Raw genomic sequence first — 24,388 nt, forward strand, 5'->3', positions numbered from 1 at the left:
AAGGAACAAAAGAGTATATAAGAAAAAATGAAAACAGTCGAACACTTAACAAAGAGTCAACTTCTGGAAACTCTTGTTAAGTATTTATTTGTTGTTGCGTACCTTATTTGTTCGTAAAAGTATGCTTTTACAAGAACGATCGTAAACTATTTATATAGCTTGACGAACGCTCCTTTTGGTTTTTTGTTATTCCTTTTAACCCGTTCGCGAAAGTGTACTTTTATGAACGGAATAAATATTAACTCTATGTAAGCGTAAAATATTATCTATAAATTTTTGCGCTTTTTGAATATGGTTTCGATATAGTAAATGAAGATAAATGAAGATAAATGCAGAACCTAAGTACAAACACTGGCATGGCCAAAAATTATATGAGTATCCATGAACAACCCTGCTTGAACAAATCTAAGTATGATCTTAATCATTTATTTATGTTCGTCCTGGGTATACCCGGCATGAACACGAATTACGATATAAACAGCAAATAATACCCACCTAACGAAAATAGGGGGGATGGGAAACGTGGAGAAAATGAAGTTTACAAAAATGCTGCTAAACGCCTAAAAACACTCTTATAAAAACATTTGTGAAATCATTATTGATTCCATAAGTGTTTTTTTGTTGGTTATTAAAAAAAAAACGATTATCACACTTGCGTATATAAGCATATGGTTATACAATGGTGGAGAAATGGAGGGATGGACTATGAATAAAACTGTTACGATTGATCTGCAACGAGCGTCGCGACTATTAAAATTGCTAGGGGACCCAACACGTTTGACGATGATGAAGTTACTCAAGTCACATGAATGCTGTGTGTGTGAATTTGTTGCGATTTTTAAAATGAGTCAGCCGGCGATTAGCCAGCACTTGCGTAAACTTAGAGATATTGAGTTGGTTAAAGAAGAACGCAGAGGCCAATGGATTTTCTTTTCGATTAATGAAAATCATGAAGATTACCCGTTTATTCAAAGCATTCTTGAACATCTTCCGGATCAGAATGAATCAATCGCTGAACTGGAAGCACAAGGGCTTCGAGTTTGTTGTGAATAAGGAGGAGAAAGTACGTTGATTTCAGTTATAACAGCATCATTGATATTCATAATCACACTTATTTTTGTTATTTGGCAGCCTAGAAATTTATCAATTGGTTGGTCTGCATGTATTGGTGCAGTTGTCGCTTTGTTAGTCGGGGTAGTTAATTTTCAGGACGTTATCGATGTTACAGGGATTGTCTGGAATGCTACGCTTGCTTTCGTTGCCATCATTATTATCTCATTAATTTTAGACGAAATCGGATTCTTCGAGTGGTCTGCGTTACATATGGCGAGATTAGCTAAAGGTAGCGGTATTCGCATGTTTGTTTATGTCAGCATTCTTGGAGCGATAGTTGCTGCCTTGTTCGCAAACGATGGGGCTGCCCTTATACTAACGCCAATTGTGCTTGCAATGGTACGAAATTTGAATTTCAATGAAAAAATGATTTTCCCATTTATTATTGCCAGTGGGTTTATTGCAGACACCACTTCATTACCACTGGTCGTGAGTAACTTAGTTAATATTGTTTCAGCAGACTTTTTCGATATCGGATTTGTTGAATATGCATCTAGAATGATTGTCCCAAATTTATTTGCATTAGTTGCGAGTATTTTAGTGTTGTTGTTATTCTTCCGTAAAAGTATTCCTAAAGACTATAAAGTCTCAGATTTAAAAGAACCGAAGGATGCTATCAAAGATATAAAGTTGTTTCGACTAGCTTGGGTGATATTAAGCGTATTACTTGTAGGGTATTTCTCTAGTGGTTTTACAGGATTGCCTGTATCTATTATTGCTGGACTTACGGCGATATTCTTTATGGCCATGGCACAAAGAAGTCCAGCTGTTCACACGAAGCAAGTACTTAAAGGTGCACCTTGGTCCATCGTATTCTTCTCTGTTGGGATGTACGTTGTCGTCTACGGATTGCGTAATGTCGGTCTAACAGGCGTATTGGGTGATGTCATTCAATTGGCAGCCGATCAAGGACTCTTTGTAGCAACGATTTCGATGGGCTTTATTGCTGCGATATTGTCATCACTTATGAATAATATGCCTACGGTCATGATTAATGCGTTAGCTATATCAGAAACGACTACGACAGGTTCTATTCGCGAGGCTTTGATTTATGCAAATATCATCGGGTCGGATCTGGGTCCTAAAATCACGCCAATCGGTTCTTTGGCCACTTTATTGTGGTTGCATGTACTGTCTCAAAAAGGTGTAAAAATCTCTTGGGGTAGCTATTTTAAAATTGGTATTATCTTAACAGTCCCTACACTCCTGATTACACTAATCGGACTGTATCTATGGCTGTCAATCATACAATAAATCAAAAAAAAGGGGATTTTCATTATGTCGAAAAAAACACTTTATTTCTTATGTACAGGTAACTCATGCCGTAGCCAAATGGCTGAAGGATGGGGCAAAAAGTATCTTGGTGAAGAATGGCAAGTTCTCAGTGCTGGAATTGAGGCTCATGGAGTTAATCCAAATGCTGTAAAAGCCATGAATGAGGCCGGCATCGACATTTCGGATCAAACTTCGGATATTATTGATCCACAAATCTTAAATAATGCAGATTTTGTCGTCACTCTTTGTGGGGATGCTGCTGACAAGTGTCCGATGACACCACCCCATATCAAACGAGCTCATTGGGGATTTGATGATCCTGCAAAAGCAGAAGGAACAGATGAAGAAAAATGGATATTCTTCCAGCGTGTACGCGATGAAATTGGTGCAAGGATTGCACATTTCTCTAAAACAGGTGAATAAATCAAAGAGGCCGTGGGTTCATATCCCGGCTTTCCTTTAATAAAATGAATAAGGATATCATTATATAGTGATGAAGGGGATGTTTGATAATGACAAAGGTTGAAATTTTCGATCCTGCAATGTGTTGTTCAACAGGGGTCTGCGGACCAGGTGTTGATCCAGAATTAACGCGTGTCGCATCCGCTGTATATTCACTTGAAAAAAAGAAGTTTGATATTACACGCTATAATCTTGGGAATGATCCGGGTGCATTTGTAGACAATGTAGTAGTAAATAAGGTGCTTCTTGAAAAAGGACCAGATGCTCTTCCTCTGATACTTGTTAATAATGAAATTGTTAAAGTGGGTGCCTATCCGACAAATGAAGAGTTAGCAGAATGGCTTGATATAAAGACAGCTGAACTTCAGGATAAACCACGTGTACGTGTTTCAGTCAAGTTTGATAAATAAGGAGGAATAACCATGTATCCATTATTCAATCCTGACAAAACCGTCCTAACTCCATTTTTGTTTTTTACCGGAAAAGGTGGTGTCGGTAAAACATCTACAGCGTGTGCGACAGCAGTGACACTCGCCGACCAGGGGAAGAAAGTACTTTTAGTAAGTACCGATCCTGCTTCAAATTTACAGGATGTCCTCGATGTAGAATTGACGAATGACCCAGTAGCTATTCCGAGTGTAAACAATTTATTTGCTTGCAATATAGACCCAGAAGCATCTGCGAAAACATATCGAGAAAAAGTTGTCGGTCCTTATCGAGGTAAGTTGCCAGATTCTGTTCTCTCAACGATGGAAGAACAGCTGTCTGGTGCTTGCACAGTTGAAATTGCTGCATTTGATGAATTTTCTCATCTGTTATCCGATGAAGATGTGTTAAATCAATATGATCACATATTATTTGACACTGCTCCCACCGGGCACACACTGCGTCTGTTACAATTACCAACTGCGTGGACCGGGTTTTTAGAAGAAAGTACACACGGTGCTTCCTGCCTGGGTCCGCTATCAGGCCTTGGAGAGAAAAAAGAGTTGTATGCGAAGGCTGTTGAGTCTCTTTCTAATCCAGAAAAAACGACTCTGATTTTGGTTTCGCGACCGGATGTATCTTCTTTACTTGAAGCGAATCGGGCTTCTTCGGAGCTTAAAGATATCGGCATTAAAAATCAGATACTAATCATTAATGGGCTTCTTCAGGCACATCATCCCGAAGACGATGTGTCAACCGCGTTTTATGAGCGACAGCGCCGTGCACTGAAAGAAACGCCCGAAGGATTAAAACAGGTTGTGACGTTCTCCCTTCCATTCGTTTCTTATTCACTAACCGGAGTTGATAACCTCCGGCACTTATTTAGCTCTTACACTATTACCGTGTTTGAAGAAGACAATCTAAGCAAAGAAACACTTCACCTTCCGGGCTTAAACAAAGTAATCGATGATTTTTCATCGAAAAACATACGTGTTATCTTCACAATGGGTAAAGGTGGGGTTGGCAAAACATCGATTGCATCTGCAATTGCGGTCGGCCTCTCTGAGAAAGGTCATCGCGTTCATTTGACTACAACAGACCCAGCAGCCCATATTGCGTATACTTTTGAAGGTAGTGTTTTGAGAGATAATTTGACAATTAGTAGCATTAATCCGGAAATTGAAGTCAAAAAGTACCAACAGGAAGTGCTTTCGATTGCAGGAGAAGGGTTGGACGAAGAAGGGCTTGCGTATTTGAAAGAAGATCTAGAATCGCCATGTACAGAAGAAATTGCTTTGTTCAGAGCATTTGCGGATATAGTTGAGAGGTCGGAAAATGAAATCGTTGTTATTGATACAGCACCGACCGGACACACTTTGTTATTGCTTGATTCAACGGAAGCATATCATAAGGAAATGAGCCGTTCGACTGGTGATATACCAGAAAGTGTGAAGAAGCTTCTTCCGCGATTGCGAAATTCGGAAGAAACCGGTGTGGTCATTGTGACATTGGCGGAAGCAACACCGGTTTTAGAAGCCGCACGATTGCAGGAAGACCTCATACGTGCACAGATTGACCCGAAGTGGTGGGTCATTAATCAAAGCCTGTACGCAACGGATACAACTGATTCTATCTTACAAGGGCGTGCACTCTCTGAATTAGAGTGGATAAAAAAAGTGAAAGAAGAATTAGCACCGCAATGTGCTGTAATCCCATGGTTGCATAAAGAGAAGATTGGTTACGAAAGCTTGAAGGAATTTATTAATGCTTAAAAATGCCACAAATTTAATGTGCGGTCTGAAACGAAATGTACAGCTAACGCATAAAAACTAAGGAGAGAAAATAATGAACATTACAAATGAAGCCAAGCAGTATATTCAATCACTTTTGAAAGAACAGCAAGCTAAAGGACTCCGGGTCTATGCTATTGAAGGTGGTTGTTGTGGACCGCAAATAGGTTTATCTCTTGATATGCCAGAGGAGTCAGATACGATTTCTGTCATTAATGATATCCAAGTTGCAGTGGCTACAAAAGCTGAAGAATTCGTAAACAGTTTGACGTTGGACTATGAAACTGAGGGTGAGCAATCCGGACTCTTCATGGTTGGTGCGCCGAATAATTGTTAAAACAAAAAAAGGCCAACTAGAGTTTTTCTATTAAGTGAAAGGTGCTAGGTTTGGAAACAATTCGGAGTCCTGTCCTAGCCTGGCACCTTTCACTATTCTCTTACTAGCAACTCAAATGGATCAACAATATTTTTGAACAAACATAAGATGTACTAGGGAAGCAAAACTCAGTTTGGTCAGAATGTTAGAGCTAATTAGTTGACGTTACCCTTGTTTCAATTTAATATAAGTCATATCAAGAAAAGTTGATGCGAAGGAGAGTCATTATGATAAAACCACTGGATGTTTGCGATACAACTTTACTTGACTATGAGAAGAAATTTAAAGCTCTGTCTGATCACAACAGACTCTATATAATGCGCATCTTATCAAAAGAAGGAAAAACGTGCGTTTGCGACTTGAGTGAACTACTCGAATTGACACAATCTAAATTATCTTATCATTTAAAAATTCTATTAGATGTTAACTTTATTTCTGTTGAGAAAGAAGGGAAGTGGAATTATTATTCAGCTAACCCCAATGAAATAAAGAAAATTGTATCTCCGGATCTTTGTTGTCTATTCTATCCTGAATAAGTTTTTTTGAGCTTCACATCAAAAAAAATTGATGTATAAGTCGATTGATCAAATCTTATCATACTCGGTGCACAGGGTAGCTACTATAGAAAATAGATCGGAATTTGTAATCATTTTTAAGACTATAGCAATTCATTTTAGTGCAAAGTCGAAATATTATCGACTCGTTTTTAACCTAAAGGAGGAATTAACATGAAAAATCAAACTGCATGTTGCTCAACTGATAACTTCCCTGTTCAAATAAAAAGTAAGAAAAAAGAGTTCCCTTCACTACCGGTTGCTGTCATTGGAGCTGGACCAATCGGATTAGCAGCCGCTGCGCGCCTAGCCAAGGCTGGAGAGAAATTCATAGTTTTAGAAGCTGGGCCGAGCGTAGGGCATCATGTCCTACAGTGGGGCCACGTTCATTTGTTTTCGCCTTGGCAATATAATATTGATAAGGCAGCCAGAGAGCTCCTTGAAAAGCAAGGGTGGGATGCACCCTTCAATGATGAGCTACCAACTGGCAAAGAGTTGGTGGAGAATTACCTACTAAAAGTAGCTGAATTACCACAAATAAAACCTTCAATCCAGCTAAATACAAAGGTGATTTCCGTAGGTAAAAAAGGGCTTGATAAGATGAAATCAGCCAATAGGGAGAACGTTCCTTTTGTATTATATGTTGATAATCAAGGGATAACAGAGCAGATTGAAGCGAAAGCGGTCATTGATGCAACGGGAACATGGGGGCAACCGAATTCCATGAATTCTGCTGGTGTCTGGACAGAAGAAGAAAAAGCCCTTGAAAACCAGATATTTTATGGTATTCCAAACATGAACGGCAAAGAGCGTGAAAGATTCATCGGAAAACGAGTAGCCGTCATCGGTGGTGGTCATTCAGCAATCAATACGATTCTGGAACTTTCCGAGCTGAATGAAAAACGTTCAGATCTAAAAATCACGTGGATTCTTCGTAAAAAAAATGTGGAAGAAGCATACGGTGGCGAAGAGAAAGATGCACTGCAGGCACGTGGTGAACTTGGAACAAGGATTCATCAATTGGTGAATTCAGGCCAGGTTCAGGTGTACACGCCTTATAGAATATACAATGTAGAGAAAAATGAGGGGTCATTAAAGCTGAATGGAGAATTAGAAGGGGAAAGCTTTTCGATTGAAGGACTGGATGAGCTGATCGTCAACACGGGTAACCGGCCAGAATTTTCTTACTTAAGTGAAGTAAGACTAAATATTGATGCAGCAACAGAGAGTGTTGCTGCACTTGCACCACTAATTGATCCGAACCTTCACAGCTGCGGTACTGTCCGTCCGCATGGCGAAGAGGAGTTGAGACAACCGGAGAAAAACTTTTACATCGTTGGTATGAAGAGCTATGGACGCGCTCCTACCTTCCTAATGGCGACGGGGTATGAACAAGTGCGCTCAGTTGTGGCCTATTTGACAGGTGATTTCGAATCTGCGAAGAACGTGGAACTGGACTTGCCGGAAACCGGGGTGTGCAGCGTAAACCTTGCATCGAAAAAAAAAGATGAGTCTAGCTGCAACGCCACAACCGGCAGCTGTTAAAGGAGAAGTGTACTTTTATGAACTACTCATGCTTAGTGTGCTTAAAAAACTTCCGAATCTAACACAATACAAGTTCGCAAGATATTCAATAAAAAGCTGCCTTTACATGGCAGCTTTTTATTATTAAATACTTCCGTAAATTGGTGTTATGTTAACCTGATGTGTATAGACTATACAATCACGTTCCGAGAGGGAATGGGCAGTTTAGTTACAAAAAGTAAATCGACAATATATAGTAACTAATACTTCCCTTGACCCTGTACTATGGTACAGGGTTTATACTTTATCTGAGGTGAGATAAATGCAATTTCGTATTGGAGAACTGGCTGAGAAGTGCAGCGTTAATAAAGAGACTATTCGATATTATGAACGTATAGGCTTAATTCCAGAACCTGATCGTACGGAATCAGGATACCGCATGTATTCACAACAAATTATCGATCGATTGAATTTCATAAAAAGGATGCAGGAACTAGGCTTTACATTAAATGAAATTGACAAATTACTAGGAGTCGTCGATCGCGATGAAACAAAGTGCCGTGATATGTATGATTTCACTGTTCTCAAGATAGAGGACATCCAACGTAAAATTGAAGATCTCAAAAGAATTGAAAAAATGTTGACAGACCTTAAAGAAAGATGTCCCGAAAACAAAGACATTTACGAATGCCCCATTATTGAAACATTGATGAATAAATAAAGATGATAAAAAAACGGATTTTGGGCTTGGAGTCGAGTAAAAGGAGGGAATTACCATGAAAAAATATCGATTAAACGTTCAAGGAATGACTTGTACGGGGTGTGAAGAGCATGTAACTGTTGCTCTTGAAAACATGGGTGCAAAAGGGATTGAAGTGGATTTTCGTCGCGAAGAAGCTGTATTTGAGCTTCCGAATGACGTGGAGGTGGAAAGAGCGAAAAAGGCGATTTCTGAAGCCAAATACCAGCCAGGAGAAACAGAAGAAGTACAACAGCAAGAAACGGTGCAACTTGGCGATGAAGGCGATTATGACTACATCATCATTGGTTCTGGTGGGGCATCCTTTTCATCTGCCATTGAAGCCGCGAAATACGGAGCGAAAGTCGCAATCATCGAACGTGGCACAGTGGGTGGAACATGCGTGAACATCGGCTGTGTTCCTTCAAAGACACTGTTAAGAGCTGGCGAAATCAATCGTATAGCAAAAAACAATCCATTTGTGGGATTGCACACGTCAGCAGGCAATGTGGATTTGGCACCATTGATTAAGCAGAAAAACGATTTGGTGACGGATCTTCGAAACTCGAAATATGTTGATTTAATTGATGACTACGGCTTTGAATTAATAAAAGGTGAAGCGAAATTCGTGGATGAAAAAACCGTCGAAGTGAATGGCATGCAGTTATCAGCCAAACGATTTTTAATCGCGACAGGTGCTTCACCAGCTGTACCAAAGATTCCTGGATTAGAAGAGGTAAATTATTTAACAAGTACAACATTACTTGAATTAAAACCGGTTCCAAAGCGTCTTACAGTCATCGGTTCTGGATATATCGGTATGGAATTGGGACAACTATTCCATCATTTGGGTTCAGAAGTAACGTTGATGCAAAGAAGTCCACGACTGTTAAAGGAATACGATCCTGAAGTTTCAGAAGCGATCACACAAGCATTAACAGAACAAGGGATTAATTTAGTAACAGGAGCATCCTTTGAACGAATCGAACAAGACGGAGACGTTAAAAAGGTTCATGTTGAAGTCAATGGCAAGAAGCGAATCATTGAAGCAGATCAATTACTAGTTGCCACTGGAAGAACACCAAATACGACGACTTTGAATTTAGAGGTAGCAGGTGTTGAAGTAGGCTCCCGTGGTGAAATTATGATCGATGAGTATTCAAAAACAACGAATTCACGCATCTATGCAGCAGGAGACGTGACGCTTGGTCCTCAATTTGTATATGTGGCAGCTTATCAAGGTGGAATTGCAGCAGGAAATGCCATCGGAGGACTAAATAAAAAGCTGAATTTAGAAGTGGTTCCAGGGGTTACGTTTACAGCCCCAGCGATTGCAACCGTTGGTTTAACGGAGCAACAGGCAAAAGAAAAAGGCTATGAAGTGAAAACATCCGTCTTGCCTTTAGATGCCGTTCCGAGAGCCTTGGTTAATCGAGAAACAACAGGTGTTTTTAAATTAGTGGCAGACGCTAAAACAATGAAGATATTAGGAACTCATGTGGTAGCCGAAAATGCAGGAGAAGTAATTTATGCGGCAACACTGGCTGTCAAATTCGGTTTGACCGTAGAGGATCTTCGCGAAACACTTACACCATATTTGACAATGGCAGAAGGATTGAAGCTGGCTGCCCTGACGTTTGATAAAGATGTATCTAAACTTTCGTGTTGTGCAGGTTAAAGCTCCTTATGAAACCGATGGCGTTGTCGCCTTCGGTTTTTTTGTGAATTCAAAAAAGGATTCCTTGAACGGCGTGAACCGTCACGGGATCCTCCTATTCCTATTTATCTAGAAAAAAGGGGAAACATTTGGTTTCCAAAACCGGGAGAAAATCGGTTTTCAAAAGGTTCAAATTCGAATTCAAAAGGGAAAAATGGGTTTTCGAAAGGTTCAAATTCGAGTTCGACTCTGCAAATTATGAATTCCCGGTGAATAAAAATGTAGAACCTTCAGAACTCCTCAAATCTTGGGGGGACTTTAAAGAACAAGATATTCCATTATCGATCTCGGAGAAAACAACGCGAAAGCGATTATGATTTTTAACGAAGTCGGCTGGAAATAAAAGTCGAGCCCCCTACCGAAAATTTGGTAGGGGGTTTGTTGCGGAAAAGGTAAAGGATGGGTATTGTCATGAACAAGCATTTAGCTAATGTGAACGGGTGGACGATCGGTGCAGTACTCATTATCATCCTGCTGTTTTTACCGTGTGTCGATTGTATTAGGCATTCTTTCTCCAGCAAGTGAAAATTGGGCGCATATTAAGGAATTCATGCCAATTTTCCGCTCAGGAACTTTATGAAAATAGGTTATGGAAGAGTTGACCCAATTCCATGCCGACTTGTTAAATAATCTACCTCATCCACGAATTTCGCTTCGCCTTTGATTAATTCAAAGCCATAGGAACGACTTTATGTATTTAGAATTTTAACTCTGCTTGACGCATATAAACTATAGACAAAAAACGAGGTGCATACCAATAGCTTCGGCTTTAAGTTTCGAAGGAAAGTAAGAAAAAGGTTGAAGATTAAAGTGTACTCAAAAAAACATCCGAATCTAACACAATAGAAATATGTTAGATTTAAGGGATGAACCATTGACTGCATCATCCTTATTAATAAACCAGATATGCACCCATCAGACAAAAAGCAATTAATGCAACCAGTAAGCTATAAATATTGGATGATTGCCTAATTGATTCAGTTAGGATTTCCTTAATCGTAACCATATAAATAGTTCCAACTGTCAAACTTATTAAAAATGCCCACAAAAGATTATTATGCATACCAATCATTTCGCCAATGAAAGCCCCGAGCGCAACGGGAACAGCGACGATAATAGAGAGAAGGAACAACAAATAAAATCTAATTCCAGCCATAAATAATGGAGTAAATAGTATCATACCTTCGGGAATATTGTGCAATATTAGTGCTTGTAATAAGGCTATACTGAATTGAGAATGTTCACTGGTTCCAAGAACTACTCCCATAGGAAGATTATGAATAGAAATAATTAAAGCTAGGAATAAACCTGTCCTTATATTATGAAGTTTACGTGATCCTGTTGTAATTACAGAGTTCTTATGAAATCCCATATGGATGAGCTCGAATAAAATAACTCCAGCCAAGAAACCTATCGCTAAAACAATCCAATTACCCAATTGTAAAGCTTCCGGAACGATTTCAAAACTAATTAAACCTAAAATTAGCCCTGTGCATATCGCGTAAATAGTACCAATACTTCTTTTAAAACCAGTAATAAAGCATGCAATAACTCCACCTACGCCAATTCCAGCAAAAGTTGATAAAAAACCAATAAACCATACATGAGTCAAAAAACCATCCTTCAGTTTTGTGTCTCTATGTTTATATGGATATTGATTTAATATTATGCTAAATGCTTATTTATACAGGACCAACTTTGTTTCTTATTCACAAAACTCCCTTTTCCCTACAAAATATTTCATGATTATATACTCAATTCCCGATGCTGCAGATTTGATTTTTCAATTTGAATCGTAGTATGTTCAATTTTGTAGTTATCACGTATCAGATTAATTGCCTGTTGAAGAACAACTTGTTCATCTTTCCCTTCTTCAATTAGAATGTGACAGCTCAAAGTATCTAGACCAGAGGTAATCGTCCAAATATGAAGATCATGTACATTTTTTACTCCTTCAATATTTTTCAACATAGCTAAAACTTCCTCTTTATCGACCGTCACCGGAGAGCCTTCCATTAAGATATGAATACTTTGTTTGAGCACTCCCCAAGCGCTTTTCAAGATTAATAAAGCGACTATGACTGAAATGATTGGATCTGCAATGTACCAGTCGAACAGGAGCATCAACAGTCCAGCTAAAATTGCACCAACAGAACCTAAAGCATCGCCGATTATGTGTATGTAAGCGCTTTTTAAGTTAATATTCTCTTTGACATCGGCTTTTTTTAGAAGAAAAAATGCACTTAGAATATTAGCCAATAAACCGATTAATGCAAGAATAATCATCGTTCCGCTTGCGACAGTTGGTGGGTCGTTAAAACGTTGAATTGCTTCTTTGACAATAAACCCAGCAATCACAAATAACGTAACTCCGTTAAATAAGGCAGCAAGAATTTCAAATCGATAATAACCGTACGTTTTATTCGAGGAAGGTGGCCTACTTGCAAACCAAATTGCCACAAGGCTTAAAGCCATTGAGCTTGCATCCGAAAGCATATGTCCACTATCTGAAAGTAGGGCTAAACTATTTGTGAAAAGTCCACCGAAAAACTCCAAAAACATAATGAACGTTGTAATCGACAAGGCAATGATGAGACCGTGTTTATTCCCTGCTCGTTTTTCCGCAAAGTGATTGTGTTGATGATTTCCCATTCATGCGTCCCCTTTACGTAGTTGTTTTCTTCATATGTTCAATTATATACTCGGCATCATAACCTACTCCTTGAAGCAGAGAGGAACCTCTATGTGATTGCCATGGTAAACCTAAAAAGTATAAACCTATTATTGGACTTATACCCCTTTGATGAATAATTTTCTTTTGGTTATCAATTACACCGTCAACTTTTAACCATTCATACTCATGTTGGAATCCAGTTGCCCAAATAATATTTTTTACTTCAAGGGTAGTTGAATCCTCAAAGGTAATCTGATTGTACATACCATTTACAACTCTCCCTTTTAACGTAATTGCCCGGTCTTTTATGGCGTTTTTTAATTCACTCCCAAAGATAGGGTCTCCCTTTTTTTGTAACTGATTCCCGATAAATGACCTGCTCGTTACTTTTAATATCCCCAATTTATCAAACCACCAAAACACACTCTTCCCACCTATCGTTAATGGGAAATAATGTAGTTTTTCACTTATTGCCAAATATGTATCTTTTCCTTCAGACAATTCTACTGCGATTTGAGCACCGCTATTTCCACCTCCGACAACAAGAACATTCCCTGGTTGAAGCTGACTAGGGTTTATATACTCTGATGAATGTAACTGTAGGATATTTTCGCTTAGAAAACTCGAAAATGCAGGTATTCGCTTCTTTTGAAATGGTCCTGTTGCAACCACGATGTTTGTCGTATTAACCTTACCTTTAGTTGTTTCTACACAAAAACCATCTTCAGTTTTTGTTACACTGAGAACTTCGGTATCCAGTTGAACTGGTATTGCAAATGTTTCTGAATATCCCTTTAAATAATCTGCAATTTCATCCTTTGTTGGAAACCCTTGTTGTTTTCCATCTAATGGCATCCCGGGTAACGAGCTATACATTCTAGGTGTAAACAACTTTAAAGAATCGTATCTATTTTTCCATTCTTCACCCAAAGCCAGCCCTTTATCAATAATTAAAAAATCTTTTTTGCTTTGTTTCAAATTATATCCCATCGTAAGTCCAGCTTGCCCTGCACCAATAACAATAGTCTCATACCGCATAAGGTTCTCTCCCTTTAAGAAATGATTTTTAAACGCAAAGAAGCCATAGTCGCGACAACAGTGGCTTCTTTGGCTTCTTTAGAAATGTTCTTTACTCAATTGATTTCTTTGATTTTATTAAAAACATACAGAAAGTAATAATAACAAATGCTACTAACGCTAAAAATGGTATTGTAATAAACCCAAACCAATTTATATATTGGGAACTGCAAGGCACACCACTCACACACGGCTTGATTCCACCAAAGCCGGGTATCTTCTGCTCTAAATAATGCATGAAGGATATGCTTCCTCCAATAAGTGCTAGCGGAATTACGAACTTTTTAACGGAACTGTCATTCTGGAAAGTTCCAATCCCTAATATCAAAGTAAGGGGGTACATGAAGATGCGCTGATACCAACATAACTCACACGGGATATACCCTTTAATTTCACTGAAGTACAAGCTCCCGAACATTGCAACTAATGAAACAACCCATGCAACATATAATAAGGATCCCTGCAGTTTGGATTTAGATTTTTTATTCCCCATCAGTTTGTATCCTTATACCCTTGTTCTATTGCCGTCTTAATAGCTTCGTAATCAAAGGGATCCTCCATCATTTCCCCGTTTATTACAATGGCAGGAGTCATTGATACACCTGCCTTCTTAACTAAATCATCATCGATTTTAACGTTTTCCATAGTCGCTTCCTGTTCCATGTCTTCTTTTAACAGTGTTTGATCAATCTCGGGAAAAGCGCTTGCAATTTCAAGAATTTTTTCCGGAGTTATCCATGGCCCATCATGGTTTTCAACTGGCTGTGCATCAAACATTGCTTGATGGAAGTTCCAATACAAACCCGGGCTCCGCTCAAATACGGATTCAGCGGCAATTGATGCTAAAGTCGATTCTTTTCCGTGGAACAATACGTTTACGAAGGAAAATTTAACTTGTCCAGTTTCGATATAATCATCTACTAATTTCGGATAAATCATTTCACCCCATGCTTTACATGACGGACATTTAAAATCGCCAAATTCAACAACCGTCACAGGAGCATCTTTCTCCCCAATTGAGGGCTGCCCGGTTACATCGATTTGCTTTATTTCTATTGGTAATGACTCCTGTTTATTGCTGAATACAACGACTGCAGCCAAAATACCTACCACCAAAAGTGTTAACACAACTACAAACTTCATGTTTGAATTCTTATTTCGTTTCATCATATACCTCTTCTCTATTATTTTTTTCCAATTATTGAATGCTTGCCATGAATCCGAAGTATAGCGAAAGGATACAGAACATCCCCATGAAAAAAGAGATAACTGCGGGCGTATTTTTCCTAAAGCTGTATACGATAAGCCACATGAAAATGAACGCCACCATGAAAAACAATGCATTTATTGTATTTAACCCGAATTGCACATGCATTGAAGGATCAATGGTCCCTGAATAAAAATAATCGAAGATTGCCGAAGGACCGCTACCACCAAGAGTTGTCTCGATACTATGAAGAGGTTCCTGCTGTCCTAATACTGCTGTCGAAACAAAAGTAATGAACAGTAGAATGCTTTCAAATTTTAACCACGTTATTGGGTTAATTTTCTCTTGTCGCTTCAATTTACGTCTAATCCAAAATCCATTTATAAAAGCAAAAAATAAAACAGGGATGATAGACAGATGTTTCACTAATAAAGCCTGTCCGTAAGGCAACATCCATGCGTCTCCATACTCATTTATATCAATCACCAATGTCATAAGAAAGAATCCAGTTCCCATAATCGTGAGAAAACAGCCAATCGCCAAAGGTGTAAACCATCTTAAATACGAAAGCCAATTCTCTTGATTTCTTGAACACCAGCCGACGATGAGGAGTATGCCAACCCAAACTGTAACGGCTAAAAAATGCAACGAATGAACAAAGAATCCGCTCCAATCAGTCAAGGACGCTGCATGACTTGCCCATCCCAATGCTAATAAAAGGATGAAAGTGAATGCAAGTGCAATACAGGACAGTACTCTGCTTTTCGATACCGGGAACAACGAAACAAACAGGTAAAAGAAAATTGCAAGTATTACAGTGACATTCCAAGCCTTCCCTACTTCAAAACCACCGAGTACGTTTTGCATCGTTAACGCTAATCCAATATCTTCATAAAGAAACAAGATGATGCGAATTACAGGCGCAGCAGAAAAGAAAATAATACCTAACACCGAAAGTTGGATTAAGCGTTTAGGGATGCTTATTTCCGGTTTTAATCGTTCAGGAATCAATTGAATGATAAATGCTCCCATTAATAGCGAAAAACAGAGATATAAAAGACTTTCAGAAATATAAATCCAGACCATTTACTTTTTCCTTCTTCCTATGATCCAGCCAAAAAATCCGCCAGCTATAGTAAATAAAACAATAAGAATTACAACAAGGACATCATTCGAAGCAATCCTGGACGCTTCCTCAATAGGCTGCTCATTAGTATTTTCAACAGGGACAGCTGGTACCTCTGAAGTCTTTGGAGTCTTTGGAGTCTCTTCGGAATCTACAGGAGTCGACGATTCTTCCTGATTAACTACAAATGAATAGGTTCCTTCTATCGGGTGCCCATCCGAACCAATTATTTTCCAGTTCACTGTATATGTACCATTCTCCAACGGTGACATGAAGGCTCCCGTCATTTTCTTGTCACTCGTTTGGGTATTACTTACGATGATTTCCTCCTCATTTTCGTTAAAGACTTTTACAGTGCTCGTCGATTCAATTTTCGAATTAAATTCTAATACAATTTCATGAACGTCTTCAGCGACGATTTCCCCATCAGCCGGTGAAGAGCTAGTTAAACCGGTATGTGCAGAGACAGCAGATGTAAATGCGAACAACAAAATCAGTGTTGCACTAATAACCCTCTTCATTTTCATTTTTTCTCTTCCTTTCAATAACAGTAGTAATAACGTTAATTTGAATTCATTGTAACAGAACAGCCATACATTAAAACAACCATTTGAGTGTTATTATTGACAATTTTTCAACGGATGAATATGATATATACAATCAAGTACTAATTTGAATGAGGTGGAAAGATGACGGGGAAAATTAAGGAGCAAGTTGTATCTGCCACAACGGATACATGTGAAACGTATTGTTATCACGAAACAGTCGTTAACCGTGTCAGTCAACGAATCGACGAAATTAGTGGGGTCGAATTGTTGTTTAAAGCACTATCTGATGCCAATCGCTTGAAGGTCGCCTATGCACTTACGCTTGAAGAGGAAATGTGTGTATGCGATGTAGCCAATGTTTTAAAGACATCCAGTGCGAACGCCTCACACCACCTGCGTTATTTACGTGATATGGGGCTGGCCAAATATAGAAAAGAAGGAAAACTTGTCTTTTACTCTTTGGTTGATGAACACGTGCATCAATTAGTGAATATTGCTCTAGAGCATTCGAAAGAAGGTGGTCTAAATGAGTTCCGACAAAAACGTGTATAGACTGCAAGGACTATCTTGTACAAATTGTGCGGCTAAATTCGAAAAAAATATTCGTAAGATTGAGACAGTTGATGATGTCCAATTGAACTTCGGCGCATCAAAAATAACTGTATTGGGAGGTGCATCTATAGAACAATTAGAAAGAGCCGGAGCATTCGATGGAATCAAAGTCTATCCTGAAAAGCAACGAATTGTTGAAGTCAAAGTGCCATTCTGGAAAAAACGAGAAAATCAAACAACCATTGCATCACTGTTTCTGTTGATTCTTGGCATTGTTACATCTTCACTTACGGGAGAAGGTAGCATATCATCCATCCTTCTCTTTGCTACAGCCATTCTTGTCGGAGGATATAGTCTGTTTAAAGTTGGGCTTGTTAATCTGACTAAATTGGAATTCGATATGAGTACCCTGATGACAATTGCAGTGATTGGTGCGGCCATAATCGGGGAATGGAAAGAAGGAGCACTTGTCGTCTTTCTTTTTGCAGTAAGCGAAGCCCTTGAAAGTTATTCGATGGATAAGGCTCGGAATTCAATCCGTTCTCTAATGGACATTGCACCAAATACAGCAATCATCAGACGTGGGAATAATGAGCTTGAAGTTGATGTTGAAGATATTCAAATTGACGATATTATGATTATCAAACCCGGTCAGAAGCTAGCAATGGACGGAGAAGTTGTAAAAGGAAACTCTTACATCAGTCAGGCAGCCATAACCGGAGAATCCGTTCCTGTCCATAAAATTTCCGGTGACGAGGTGTTTGCGGGAACAATAAACGAGGAAGGTTCATTAGAAGTACGTGTGACAAAACGAGTGGAAGATACTACAATCTCCAAGATTATCCACTTAGTAGAGGAGGCCCAAGCCGAAAAGGCTCCTTCCCAGCAGTTTGTAGACAGATTCGCTAAATACTATACGCCGGCAATAATGATCATTTCCCTTCTTATTATTGTTATCCCACCTCTATTTTTAGGGGGAGTATGGAGTGAGTGGTTTTATAGAGGACTCGTCGTACTTGTTGTAGGATGTCCATGCGCGTTGGTAATTTCAACTCCTGTTGCAATTGTGACGGCGATTGGAAATGCAGCGAGGAATGGTGTGCTCATAAAAGGTGGAATCCACTTGGAAGAAACCGGACGTCTGAAAGTTGTGGCGTTTGATAAAACAGGAACACTTACGAGAGGTACGCCTGAGGTAACTGATATTGTTTCTTTTAGGGATATGAGCACTGAAGAAATACTACGGATTTCAGCGTCTGTTGAGAAATTCTCACAACATCCATTAGCTTCTGCCATCATCAGAGAAGCTGATAAACAAGATTTAGAATTAATGCCTGTTGATGATTTTCAGTCGATTACAGGAAAAGGTGCCAAAGCGACTATTAAGAATGAACTCGTCCATATAGGGAGCCCCAACTTATTCAAGGAATTACAAACACTTCCTGAGGAATACGAGGAACAAATTGAAACTCTTCAAAGAGAAGGAAAAACAGTGATGTTGGTAGGTATCAAAAATGAGGTGAAAGGCTTGATCGCAGTTGCCGATCAGGTTAGAGAAAGCAGTTTGACGATTATTAAAAAGTTATATCAATTAGGAATTAAAAAAACGATTATGCTTACGGGAGATAATATAGCTACAGCGAATGCCATAGGCAACCAACTTGGCCTCTCTGAAGTGAAAGCAGAATTAATGCCCCAAGACAAATTGGATACAATCAAATCTCTCCGGGAACAATTTGGAAAGGTGGCAATGGTTGGTGATGGTGTCAATGATGCCCCTGCCTTGGCTAGTGCGACCGTAGGGATTGCGATGGGTGGAGCGGGTACTGACACAGCTCTAGAGACCGCAGACATTGCATTAATGGCTGACGACTTAGAAAAGTTACCATATACAATCGGTCTAAGCCGGAAAACACTAAACATTATTTTGCAGAATGTTTCATTCGCATTAGGCATTAAATTAATCGCCCTTCTCTTGGTCATTCCGGGTTGGTTAACGTTATGGATGGCAATTTTCGCGGATATGGGCGCTACTGTGATTGTTGTATTGAATTCCCTTAGACTAATAAGATTCAAGTATTAAAGGTAACTAATCGTGTTTGTGAATTATTTACACTTTGCAGCACCATCAAACAGAGTCATATTGATTTCCCTGTTTCTCTTCACTAAGTAAAAGAGTGGAAGAGAGAGTCATATGACTCTTTTTTTATGCAATAGTAAGCACATTATAACCTCAGGTCTACTTAATGATGGTTTTTGCTTAGGTCTTGAAATTCAACTCGTATGTTAGGTGGTAATACTTTGGAACACTTTAACCTATTCTTAGCATTTGGCGCTGGATTTTTATCTTTTTTATCCCCTTGCGCCCTCCCTTTATACCCTGCTTTTCTATCTTACCTTACCGGGGTATCATTAAATGATCTAAAACAGGAAAAGGGTGTATTCAGAAGGAAAGCTTTTATCCATACCTTGCTATTCTTACTTGGTTTTTCAATTATTTTTTTAGCGTTAGGACTCTCCACTACTTTAATAGGCACCCTTTTTATTAGACATCAAGATTTACTTAGACAAATGGGCGCCATTGTAATGGTATTTTTCGGTTTAATGATTACTGGTATTCTGAAGTTTGATTTTATGATGTCGGAAAAGAAAATCCGATTTAAGAAAAGACCATCTGGTTACATAGGTTCTGTTTTAATTGGACTTGGCTTTGCAGCAGGTTGGACACCTTGTAGCGGTCCAATACTCGCAGGAGTTATTGCATTAGGAGTGTCAGATCCTTCAAAAGGTATGCTTTATATGATTTTCTATGTCATAGGATTTTCAATTCCATTTATTCTAATGTCCTTGTTTATAGATAAAATGAATTTTCTAAAGAAAAGAAGCTCGATGTTCATGTCTATTGGCGGTGCACTGATGATTTTAATGGGTATTCTATTGTACTTCGATATGATGACAATAATTATTGCTTTTTTGACCAATATATTTGGAGGATTCACGGGGTTTTAATTCAGTTAAATCCAACAAACCTTAGTAAGGAGAATACATAAAATGGAGAAAAAAAAGAAAAATCGTTTAATTTTGAGAGTAATAATATTGGCAGTATTGGCAGCTGCCATTATCTTTGCAATATACACGAGCTTTGCAAAAGAGAAGTATGATGTTTTAAGAGTCGGGGATTATGCACCGGACTTTACACTTGTTGATTTAAATGGGGAAAAACATCAATTATCAGCGTATAAAGGTCAAGGGGTCTTTTTAAACTTTTGGGGAACTTGGTGTACTCCATGTAAAAAAGAAATGCCTGCTATGGGTAGACAATACCAGGTTTATAAAGATCAAGGGGTTCAGGTTTTGGCAGTCAATATCGCAGAGTCGAACTTGAAAGTTCAAACATTCGCTGACCAATACGGAATGATTTTCCCTACTTTAATTGATAAAACAAAAGATGTAATGGAAGCGTATAACATTCGACCGTTACCAACCACTATTCTTATCAACCCAGAAGGTAAGATTGTAAAAATCATCACAGGAGAAATGTCTGAAAAGGATATTCAAGGATATATGGAGCAAATTAAGCCTGATTGATCATTGAAATCACTTCTCGCACTTAACTTTATATCCTATAAACAGTATCCCTTTAATCAAACGGGATAGTAGGGATGAATTAAAATATATCCAAAAAACCCCCTTCCCAATCTAACACAATAGAAATATGTTAGAATTGTAAAAAGTCTCTCTTTTATTTCAAAAGGGAGACTTTTTTATCTATTTTTGGTGTCAGAACTTTTAAGTTCTGACACCAAAAAGCGAAGCTGATAGAATTAAGATTCTTAAGGTGTCGTATGATAGGGTCATAAAGACATTATAGAAGGTCTCGTGCTGTGAACATATAAAGGGATAGTGACCCGTGTTAATTGGGATGAGGGGGAAATATTTTGAGTGATAACAAGATTGAAAGGAATGTATTATATTCTATCATCTTGGCATTAATATTAGTGCTATACATTTTAATTTCAGGAATGATCAATTCGATTTTCGGTTTTACTTTTTTTATCGGTTTTGAAAGTACGTTTTGGGGTCCCGCTTCAACCTTTTTAGGCGCACTATCTGGCGCGGGGTTAACAGGTCTATTAGCCCTTCGTATAAACCAAAAAGAGTCTCGAAGACTACGAGACATAGAGGTGGAACAATCGAATAAAGTGTTGAGGATTTTAAATCATTATTCAAAAAATCTTTTTGAGGAGTTAGAATCAATTCTATTTATAGATAATAGTTATAATGAACTTAGAGATCCTATGCAAGATGTCCCGATGGTTGAAGTTAGTGAAGGAGAATTCGGACCTCAATATACTCCGGACGACGAGTTAGATGAGTATAATAGATTAACTAAACCACTTCTCGAAGCAAGAAGAATATCTGGACAAAACTTTGTTGATGAGTATAGAAAGTTTCGTGAAGTCAAAACAGATAATTTAAATTTAGATCAATTGGACAAGTATTTAGGATTGATGAGCGACTTTAAATTATTTGTACTGCCCGTGATGTACGAAATAAAGGAAAAGAATTACCGTAGAATAAAAGAGTACGAGAACATTAAGATTCAAAGTATATTCACGGAACTATCTGAATTTACTAGCATGTAAGTTCCGGCCATCATCTAGTGGACAACAATTGATTACAGCATTGCGCTGTGTCATTTGTTGTCCTCTTTTTGTATTTCAAAAGGAGCGGGGTTTTAGACAACGATAGGAGTGGATTTTTTTGCTAAGTTGGATGGATAAATTAATACCGGAATATATAGAGGGGGAAAGCAACCAGGTACTTATCGAGGGGTCGATGAAAAGGCTGTTTATCAGCGTAGGTCGTATGAGAATATCGACTAGATTCCGGATATTGCAGAGCAATTGGAAAACGAAGAAGAAAAGCAGTTGTATATGACTAAGGAAGAGAAGATTATATTAGCGGATATCTTCGTTTCTTTTTCACTAAGAGAACGACAGTATTATATAATGCACGTTGCACCAAGGAGAAGTATGAGCGATATCGCAAACGAATTGGGGGTTAGTAAGAGTATGGTCCAGCAATCCATACGCAGAGCCAAAAAGAAGATTAAACAAAGGGTCGAAAAAGATTCTATGATATACGCTTGATATACGAAGTCTGCATATATGAAGGGGAAAATAAAAGAGGGGATGTGTTCGGGCAGCTTAACCTCTCCCACAGCCCCATACACACGAGTGATTGTTTAGGAGATTTCATCCTATTCTGATAATATTGTTAGTGGGAGGCGAAATCGATGTATAATCACTATCAACACGGTCATCTGAATGAAAAAGCGAAAGCGGCAAAAAGGAACGAGCAGCCAGTAAGCAATGATGGTATTAAAAATACAGAAATCCAAAAAACTATCGAAAACACAAAACTTAGTGATATTAAAAGGTTAAGCATGAGGATGATGAATGATTCTATCCGAGTAAATTCTGATGATGCGGAAGTGCTCAATGACCTATTCAACCTTTATAAAGCTGAAATCCTGGAATTATCGACAGAAATCGAATCGGTAGATAAAGCTTGGTCGTTAATCCAAGAGATAATGCAAGATGAAAACTATCTCACTGAAAAGCCTATGCTTTCTAGGACGGAGTACAGGGAACGTCTAGGGAAACTTGTAGATATAATTGAACGATATGTTGTCTGGAAACAGTCTATTGAGGGGGAGTTTAATGAGTGAGCCTTTATTTGACGGAAGGACAGAAGTGTCGAACGAAGTAGTAATCCAGAAGATGAAGTATTTTATTGAAAGAGCTAATGAACTTATGAAAGTATACGAACATGACAAAAAAGCAATAGTGGATTTAGCTCGAGAACTCAGGAACGAATTGAAAGAAGAATACAAAAACAATGATTTGCAGAGAATACAAAAAGTATACAAAAATCATGATTTATTTTTTAGTTATTATAAACCAGGAGTAGCTGATGCCTATGTATCTACAGTTGGGCAGTTGACTCAAAGAAATGTTTACAGCTTTTTGTATGATGTCGATGACTATATACGCTGTCATTTGCCGAGTAAGTATAAAGAATAAACGATTAATTAAAGCATTCATTAAGTTGGGTTCTATTTCATGCCTAAAAATTACGGAGGTGGTGGTGATGTGATGTGCCTAATTGGGAAGAGATTCAGGGAGAATGGGAAACAATGAAAATAACGTTTAAAGGACTTGCTGAAAAGCATGATGTAAAAGAAGGTGCGTTGAAGAGTCACAGGAATTGAAATTGAGTTTTTTGAAAAACACCGACAAAGTGAAAATAGAAAATTCTCTGTAACAGACTTGAAATTCAAATATTGCCAAGGTTTTCGATGACTATACGAAGTCGTTATATCACGGACGCATTCCAGGTGATGTTACCATTGTCAAGTAGAGAGAGTTAGTAAATGCATAGCATTGTCATTACAACTGACTACTAAGAAGGTATTGGCTCCCTTTATGTCGAAGTATGATTGAAAAGGGGGAGTGATAGCAATGGTTCATGAAATGGCGTTAAAACATGCGGAGCTATTAAAAGAAGTAGATGCTAGTTTCGAAGTGAATAAGATAATGTTTAGCGATAAGGGAATAAGTTTTGAAGGAGATCCATCTTCCTATTGGTTAATAAAAAGAGGGGGCGATCAAATTCTAATATCCCATGAAGGTGTAATTTCTGGGTTCCGTGTTGCCACCGTCAAAAGCGGAGTCAGAAAAGAGTTCGAAATACCAGTGTTTCCAAAAAAGGCAGTAGACAAATTCAGATTGCAAGATCTTACTTATTTAATTGCAGAATGCTTTGATTTTAATGCATATAAGCCGGAAGGCAATCTGACGGAAGTACAACAAGAAAAGTTCTTTGAGCTGGCCGAGCGGTATTTGAACTATCAAGGATTGAACCCGGTACAAGTCTTAGAGGATAACCACCCAAGGCAATTGGATGCTGAGATAGCTGCAGACGCGTTGTCCGAAAGTGTCAAAAGAGTTCTCCTGTTACTAAGGGAAAGGCCAGGAGTGGAAGAATCACTTAAATTACTTCTTGATGAATATGAAAATCTATCAGAGTTGGAAAAATTAGGATATATCCTAGATAGAGCTGAGAAGCTGGCTGATAGATTCAGTATTCAATAAAGCTGACCCCATATTCAGTGAAGCAGATGGTTTGTTATGAACCTTAAAAATCACATGTATAATCATGA

At 38.5% G+C, this 24,388-nt stretch carries 26 protein-coding genes and 1 pseudogene; 20 read left to right on the forward strand and 7 right to left on the reverse strand.

What is annotated here, in order from left to right; translation table 11 throughout:
* Nucleotides 1–705: 705 nt before the first annotated feature.
* The 11 genes and pseudogenes from MKZ11_RS14020 to MKZ11_RS14070 all read left to right on the forward strand — a co-directional run.
* Nucleotides 706–1,053 carry an ArsR/SmtB family transcription factor gene (locus tag MKZ11_RS14020; protein WP_340795018.1) on the forward strand — a complete coding sequence of 116 codons (348 nt, stop codon included), beginning with the start codon at nucleotides 706–708 and terminating at the stop codon, nucleotides 1,051–1,053.
* Between the two features lie 15 nt (nucleotides 1,054–1,068).
* Nucleotides 1,069–2,367 (forward strand): arsenic transporter, encoded by a 1,299-nt coding sequence (locus MKZ11_RS14025; RefSeq protein WP_340795019.1) that lies wholly within the window; start codon nucleotides 1,069–1,071, stop codon nucleotides 2,365–2,367.
* 24 nt (nucleotides 2,368–2,391) lie between these two features.
* The gene (gene arsC, locus MKZ11_RS14030; protein WP_340795020.1) at nucleotides 2,392–2,811 is read left to right on the forward strand and encodes an arsenate reductase (thioredoxin); all 420 of its coding nucleotides are present in this window, start codon (nucleotides 2,392–2,394) and stop codon (nucleotides 2,809–2,811) included.
* Nucleotides 2,812–2,900: 89 nt separating this feature from the next.
* Entirely contained in the window at nucleotides 2,901–3,260 is a 360-nt protein-coding gene (gene arsD / locus MKZ11_RS14035; RefSeq protein ID WP_340795021.1) for an arsenite efflux transporter metallochaperone ArsD, read from the forward strand.
* A gap of 12 nt (nucleotides 3,261–3,272) precedes the next feature.
* Complete coding sequence (gene arsA / locus MKZ11_RS14040) at nucleotides 3,273–5,048, forward strand: arsenical pump-driving ATPase (RefSeq protein WP_340795022.1); 1,776 nt, start codon at nucleotides 3,273–3,275, stop codon at nucleotides 5,046–5,048.
* Between the two features lie 73 nt (nucleotides 5,049–5,121).
* Nucleotides 5,122–5,403 (forward strand): HesB/IscA family protein, encoded by a 282-nt coding sequence (locus MKZ11_RS14045; RefSeq protein ID WP_340795023.1) that lies wholly within the window; start codon nucleotides 5,122–5,124, stop codon nucleotides 5,401–5,403.
* 266 nt (nucleotides 5,404–5,669) lie between these two features.
* The gene (locus tag MKZ11_RS14050) at nucleotides 5,670–5,978 is read left to right on the forward strand and encodes an ArsR/SmtB family transcription factor (protein ID WP_340795024.1); all 309 of its coding nucleotides are present in this window, start codon (nucleotides 5,670–5,672) and stop codon (nucleotides 5,976–5,978) included.
* A 192-nt stretch (nucleotides 5,979–6,170) separates the two neighbouring features.
* Nucleotides 6,171–7,541, forward strand: coding sequence for an NAD(P)-binding domain-containing protein (locus MKZ11_RS14055; protein ID WP_340795025.1), 1,371 nt, complete (start codon nucleotides 6,171–6,173; stop codon nucleotides 7,539–7,541).
* A gap of 301 nt (nucleotides 7,542–7,842) precedes the next feature.
* A complete protein-coding gene (gene merR1, locus MKZ11_RS14060; RefSeq protein ID WP_340795026.1) occupies nucleotides 7,843–8,241 on the forward strand; it encodes a mercury resistance transcriptional regulator MerR1 in 399 nt (132 codons plus the stop codon).
* Between the two features lie 55 nt (nucleotides 8,242–8,296).
* Nucleotides 8,297–9,937 (forward strand): mercury(II) reductase, encoded by a 1,641-nt coding sequence (gene merA / locus MKZ11_RS14065; protein ID WP_340795027.1) that lies wholly within the window; start codon nucleotides 8,297–8,299, stop codon nucleotides 9,935–9,937.
* 221 nt (nucleotides 9,938–10,158) lie between these two features.
* Nucleotides 10,159–10,319 (forward strand): annotated as a pseudogene (locus MKZ11_RS14070) (Fe(3+) ABC transporter substrate-binding protein); the annotation flags it as partial.
* 549 nt (nucleotides 10,320–10,868) lie between these two features.
* On the opposite strand, the gene MKZ11_RS14075 reads toward MKZ11_RS14070, so the two are convergent.
* The 7 genes from MKZ11_RS14075 to MKZ11_RS14105 form a co-directional block, all read right to left on the reverse strand.
* Entirely contained in the window at nucleotides 10,869–11,588 is a 720-nt protein-coding gene (locus MKZ11_RS14075; RefSeq protein WP_340795028.1) for a ZIP family metal transporter, read from the reverse strand.
* A 134-nt stretch (nucleotides 11,589–11,722) separates the two neighbouring features.
* Nucleotides 11,723–12,628, reverse strand: a complete 906-nt coding sequence (locus tag MKZ11_RS14080; RefSeq protein ID WP_340795029.1) for a cation diffusion facilitator family transporter — start codon at nucleotides 12,626–12,628, stop codon at nucleotides 11,723–11,725.
* Between the two features lie 13 nt (nucleotides 12,629–12,641).
* Nucleotides 12,642–13,688: a flavin-containing monooxygenase gene (locus MKZ11_RS14085; protein ID WP_340795030.1), complete on the reverse strand. Its 1,047-nt coding sequence runs from the start codon at nucleotides 13,686–13,688 to the stop codon at nucleotides 12,642–12,644.
* Nucleotides 13,689–13,779: 91 nt separating this feature from the next.
* On the reverse strand, nucleotides 13,780–14,220 hold the full coding sequence (locus MKZ11_RS14090) for a disulfide oxidoreductase (RefSeq protein ID WP_340795031.1): 441 nt from the start codon (nucleotides 14,218–14,220) through the stop codon (nucleotides 13,780–13,782).
* On the reverse strand, nucleotides 14,220–14,894 hold the full coding sequence (locus MKZ11_RS14095) for a DsbA family protein (RefSeq protein ID WP_340795032.1): 675 nt from the start codon (nucleotides 14,892–14,894) through the stop codon (nucleotides 14,220–14,222). The genes MKZ11_RS14090 and MKZ11_RS14095 overlap by 1 nt, the downstream gene beginning before the upstream one ends.
* A gap of 31 nt (nucleotides 14,895–14,925) precedes the next feature.
* Nucleotides 14,926–16,020 carry a copper resistance D family protein gene (locus MKZ11_RS14100; protein WP_340795033.1) on the reverse strand — a complete coding sequence of 365 codons (1,095 nt, stop codon included), beginning with the start codon at nucleotides 16,018–16,020 and terminating at the stop codon, nucleotides 14,926–14,928.
* Nucleotides 16,021–16,587, reverse strand: coding sequence for a copper resistance CopC family protein (locus MKZ11_RS14105; RefSeq protein ID WP_340795034.1), 567 nt, complete (start codon nucleotides 16,585–16,587; stop codon nucleotides 16,021–16,023).
* Between the two features lie 162 nt (nucleotides 16,588–16,749).
* Between MKZ11_RS14105 and MKZ11_RS14110 the strand changes: the two genes are divergently transcribed.
* The 9 genes from MKZ11_RS14110 to MKZ11_RS14145 all read left to right on the forward strand — a co-directional run bounded on the left by MKZ11_RS14110 (nucleotide 16,750) and on the right by MKZ11_RS14145 (nucleotide 24,320).
* On the forward strand, nucleotides 16,750–17,160 hold the full coding sequence (locus tag MKZ11_RS14110) for an ArsR/SmtB family transcription factor (protein WP_340795035.1): 411 nt from the start codon (nucleotides 16,750–16,752) through the stop codon (nucleotides 17,158–17,160).
* Entirely contained in the window at nucleotides 17,135–19,243 is a 2,109-nt protein-coding gene (locus MKZ11_RS14115) for a heavy metal translocating P-type ATPase (protein WP_340795036.1), read from the forward strand. The genes MKZ11_RS14110 and MKZ11_RS14115 overlap by 26 nt, the downstream gene beginning before the upstream one ends.
* Before the next feature lie 218 nt (nucleotides 19,244–19,461).
* Nucleotides 19,462–20,169 (forward strand): cytochrome c biogenesis CcdA family protein, encoded by a 708-nt coding sequence (locus MKZ11_RS14120; protein ID WP_340795037.1) that lies wholly within the window; start codon nucleotides 19,462–19,464, stop codon nucleotides 20,167–20,169.
* 42 nt (nucleotides 20,170–20,211) lie between these two features.
* Complete coding sequence (gene resA / locus MKZ11_RS14125; protein ID WP_340795038.1) at nucleotides 20,212–20,748, forward strand: thiol-disulfide oxidoreductase ResA; 537 nt, start codon at nucleotides 20,212–20,214, stop codon at nucleotides 20,746–20,748.
* 350 nt (nucleotides 20,749–21,098) lie between these two features.
* Entirely contained in the window at nucleotides 21,099–21,806 is a 708-nt protein-coding gene (locus MKZ11_RS14130) for a hypothetical protein (protein WP_340795039.1), read from the forward strand.
* Nucleotides 21,807–22,097: 291 nt separating this feature from the next.
* Entirely contained in the window at nucleotides 22,098–22,313 is a 216-nt protein-coding gene (locus tag MKZ11_RS25075; RefSeq protein WP_445327049.1) for a helix-turn-helix domain-containing protein, read from the forward strand.
* A 146-nt stretch (nucleotides 22,314–22,459) separates the two neighbouring features.
* A complete protein-coding gene (locus tag MKZ11_RS14135) occupies nucleotides 22,460–22,894 on the forward strand; it encodes a hypothetical protein (protein WP_340795040.1) in 435 nt (144 codons plus the stop codon).
* Nucleotides 22,887–23,249 (forward strand): hypothetical protein, encoded by a 363-nt coding sequence (locus MKZ11_RS14140; RefSeq protein ID WP_340795041.1) that lies wholly within the window; start codon nucleotides 22,887–22,889, stop codon nucleotides 23,247–23,249. The genes MKZ11_RS14135 and MKZ11_RS14140 overlap by 8 nt, the downstream gene beginning before the upstream one ends.
* 438 nt (nucleotides 23,250–23,687) lie before the next feature.
* Nucleotides 23,688–24,320: a hypothetical protein gene (locus MKZ11_RS14145; RefSeq protein WP_340795042.1), complete on the forward strand. Its 633-nt coding sequence runs from the start codon at nucleotides 23,688–23,690 to the stop codon at nucleotides 24,318–24,320.
* Nucleotides 24,321–24,388: the final 68 nt, after the last annotated feature.

Source organism: Sporosarcina sp. FSL K6-1508 (assembly GCF_038007465.1).
Classification (GTDB): Bacteria; Bacillota; Bacilli; order Bacillales_A; family Planococcaceae; genus Sporosarcina; species Sporosarcina psychrophila_B.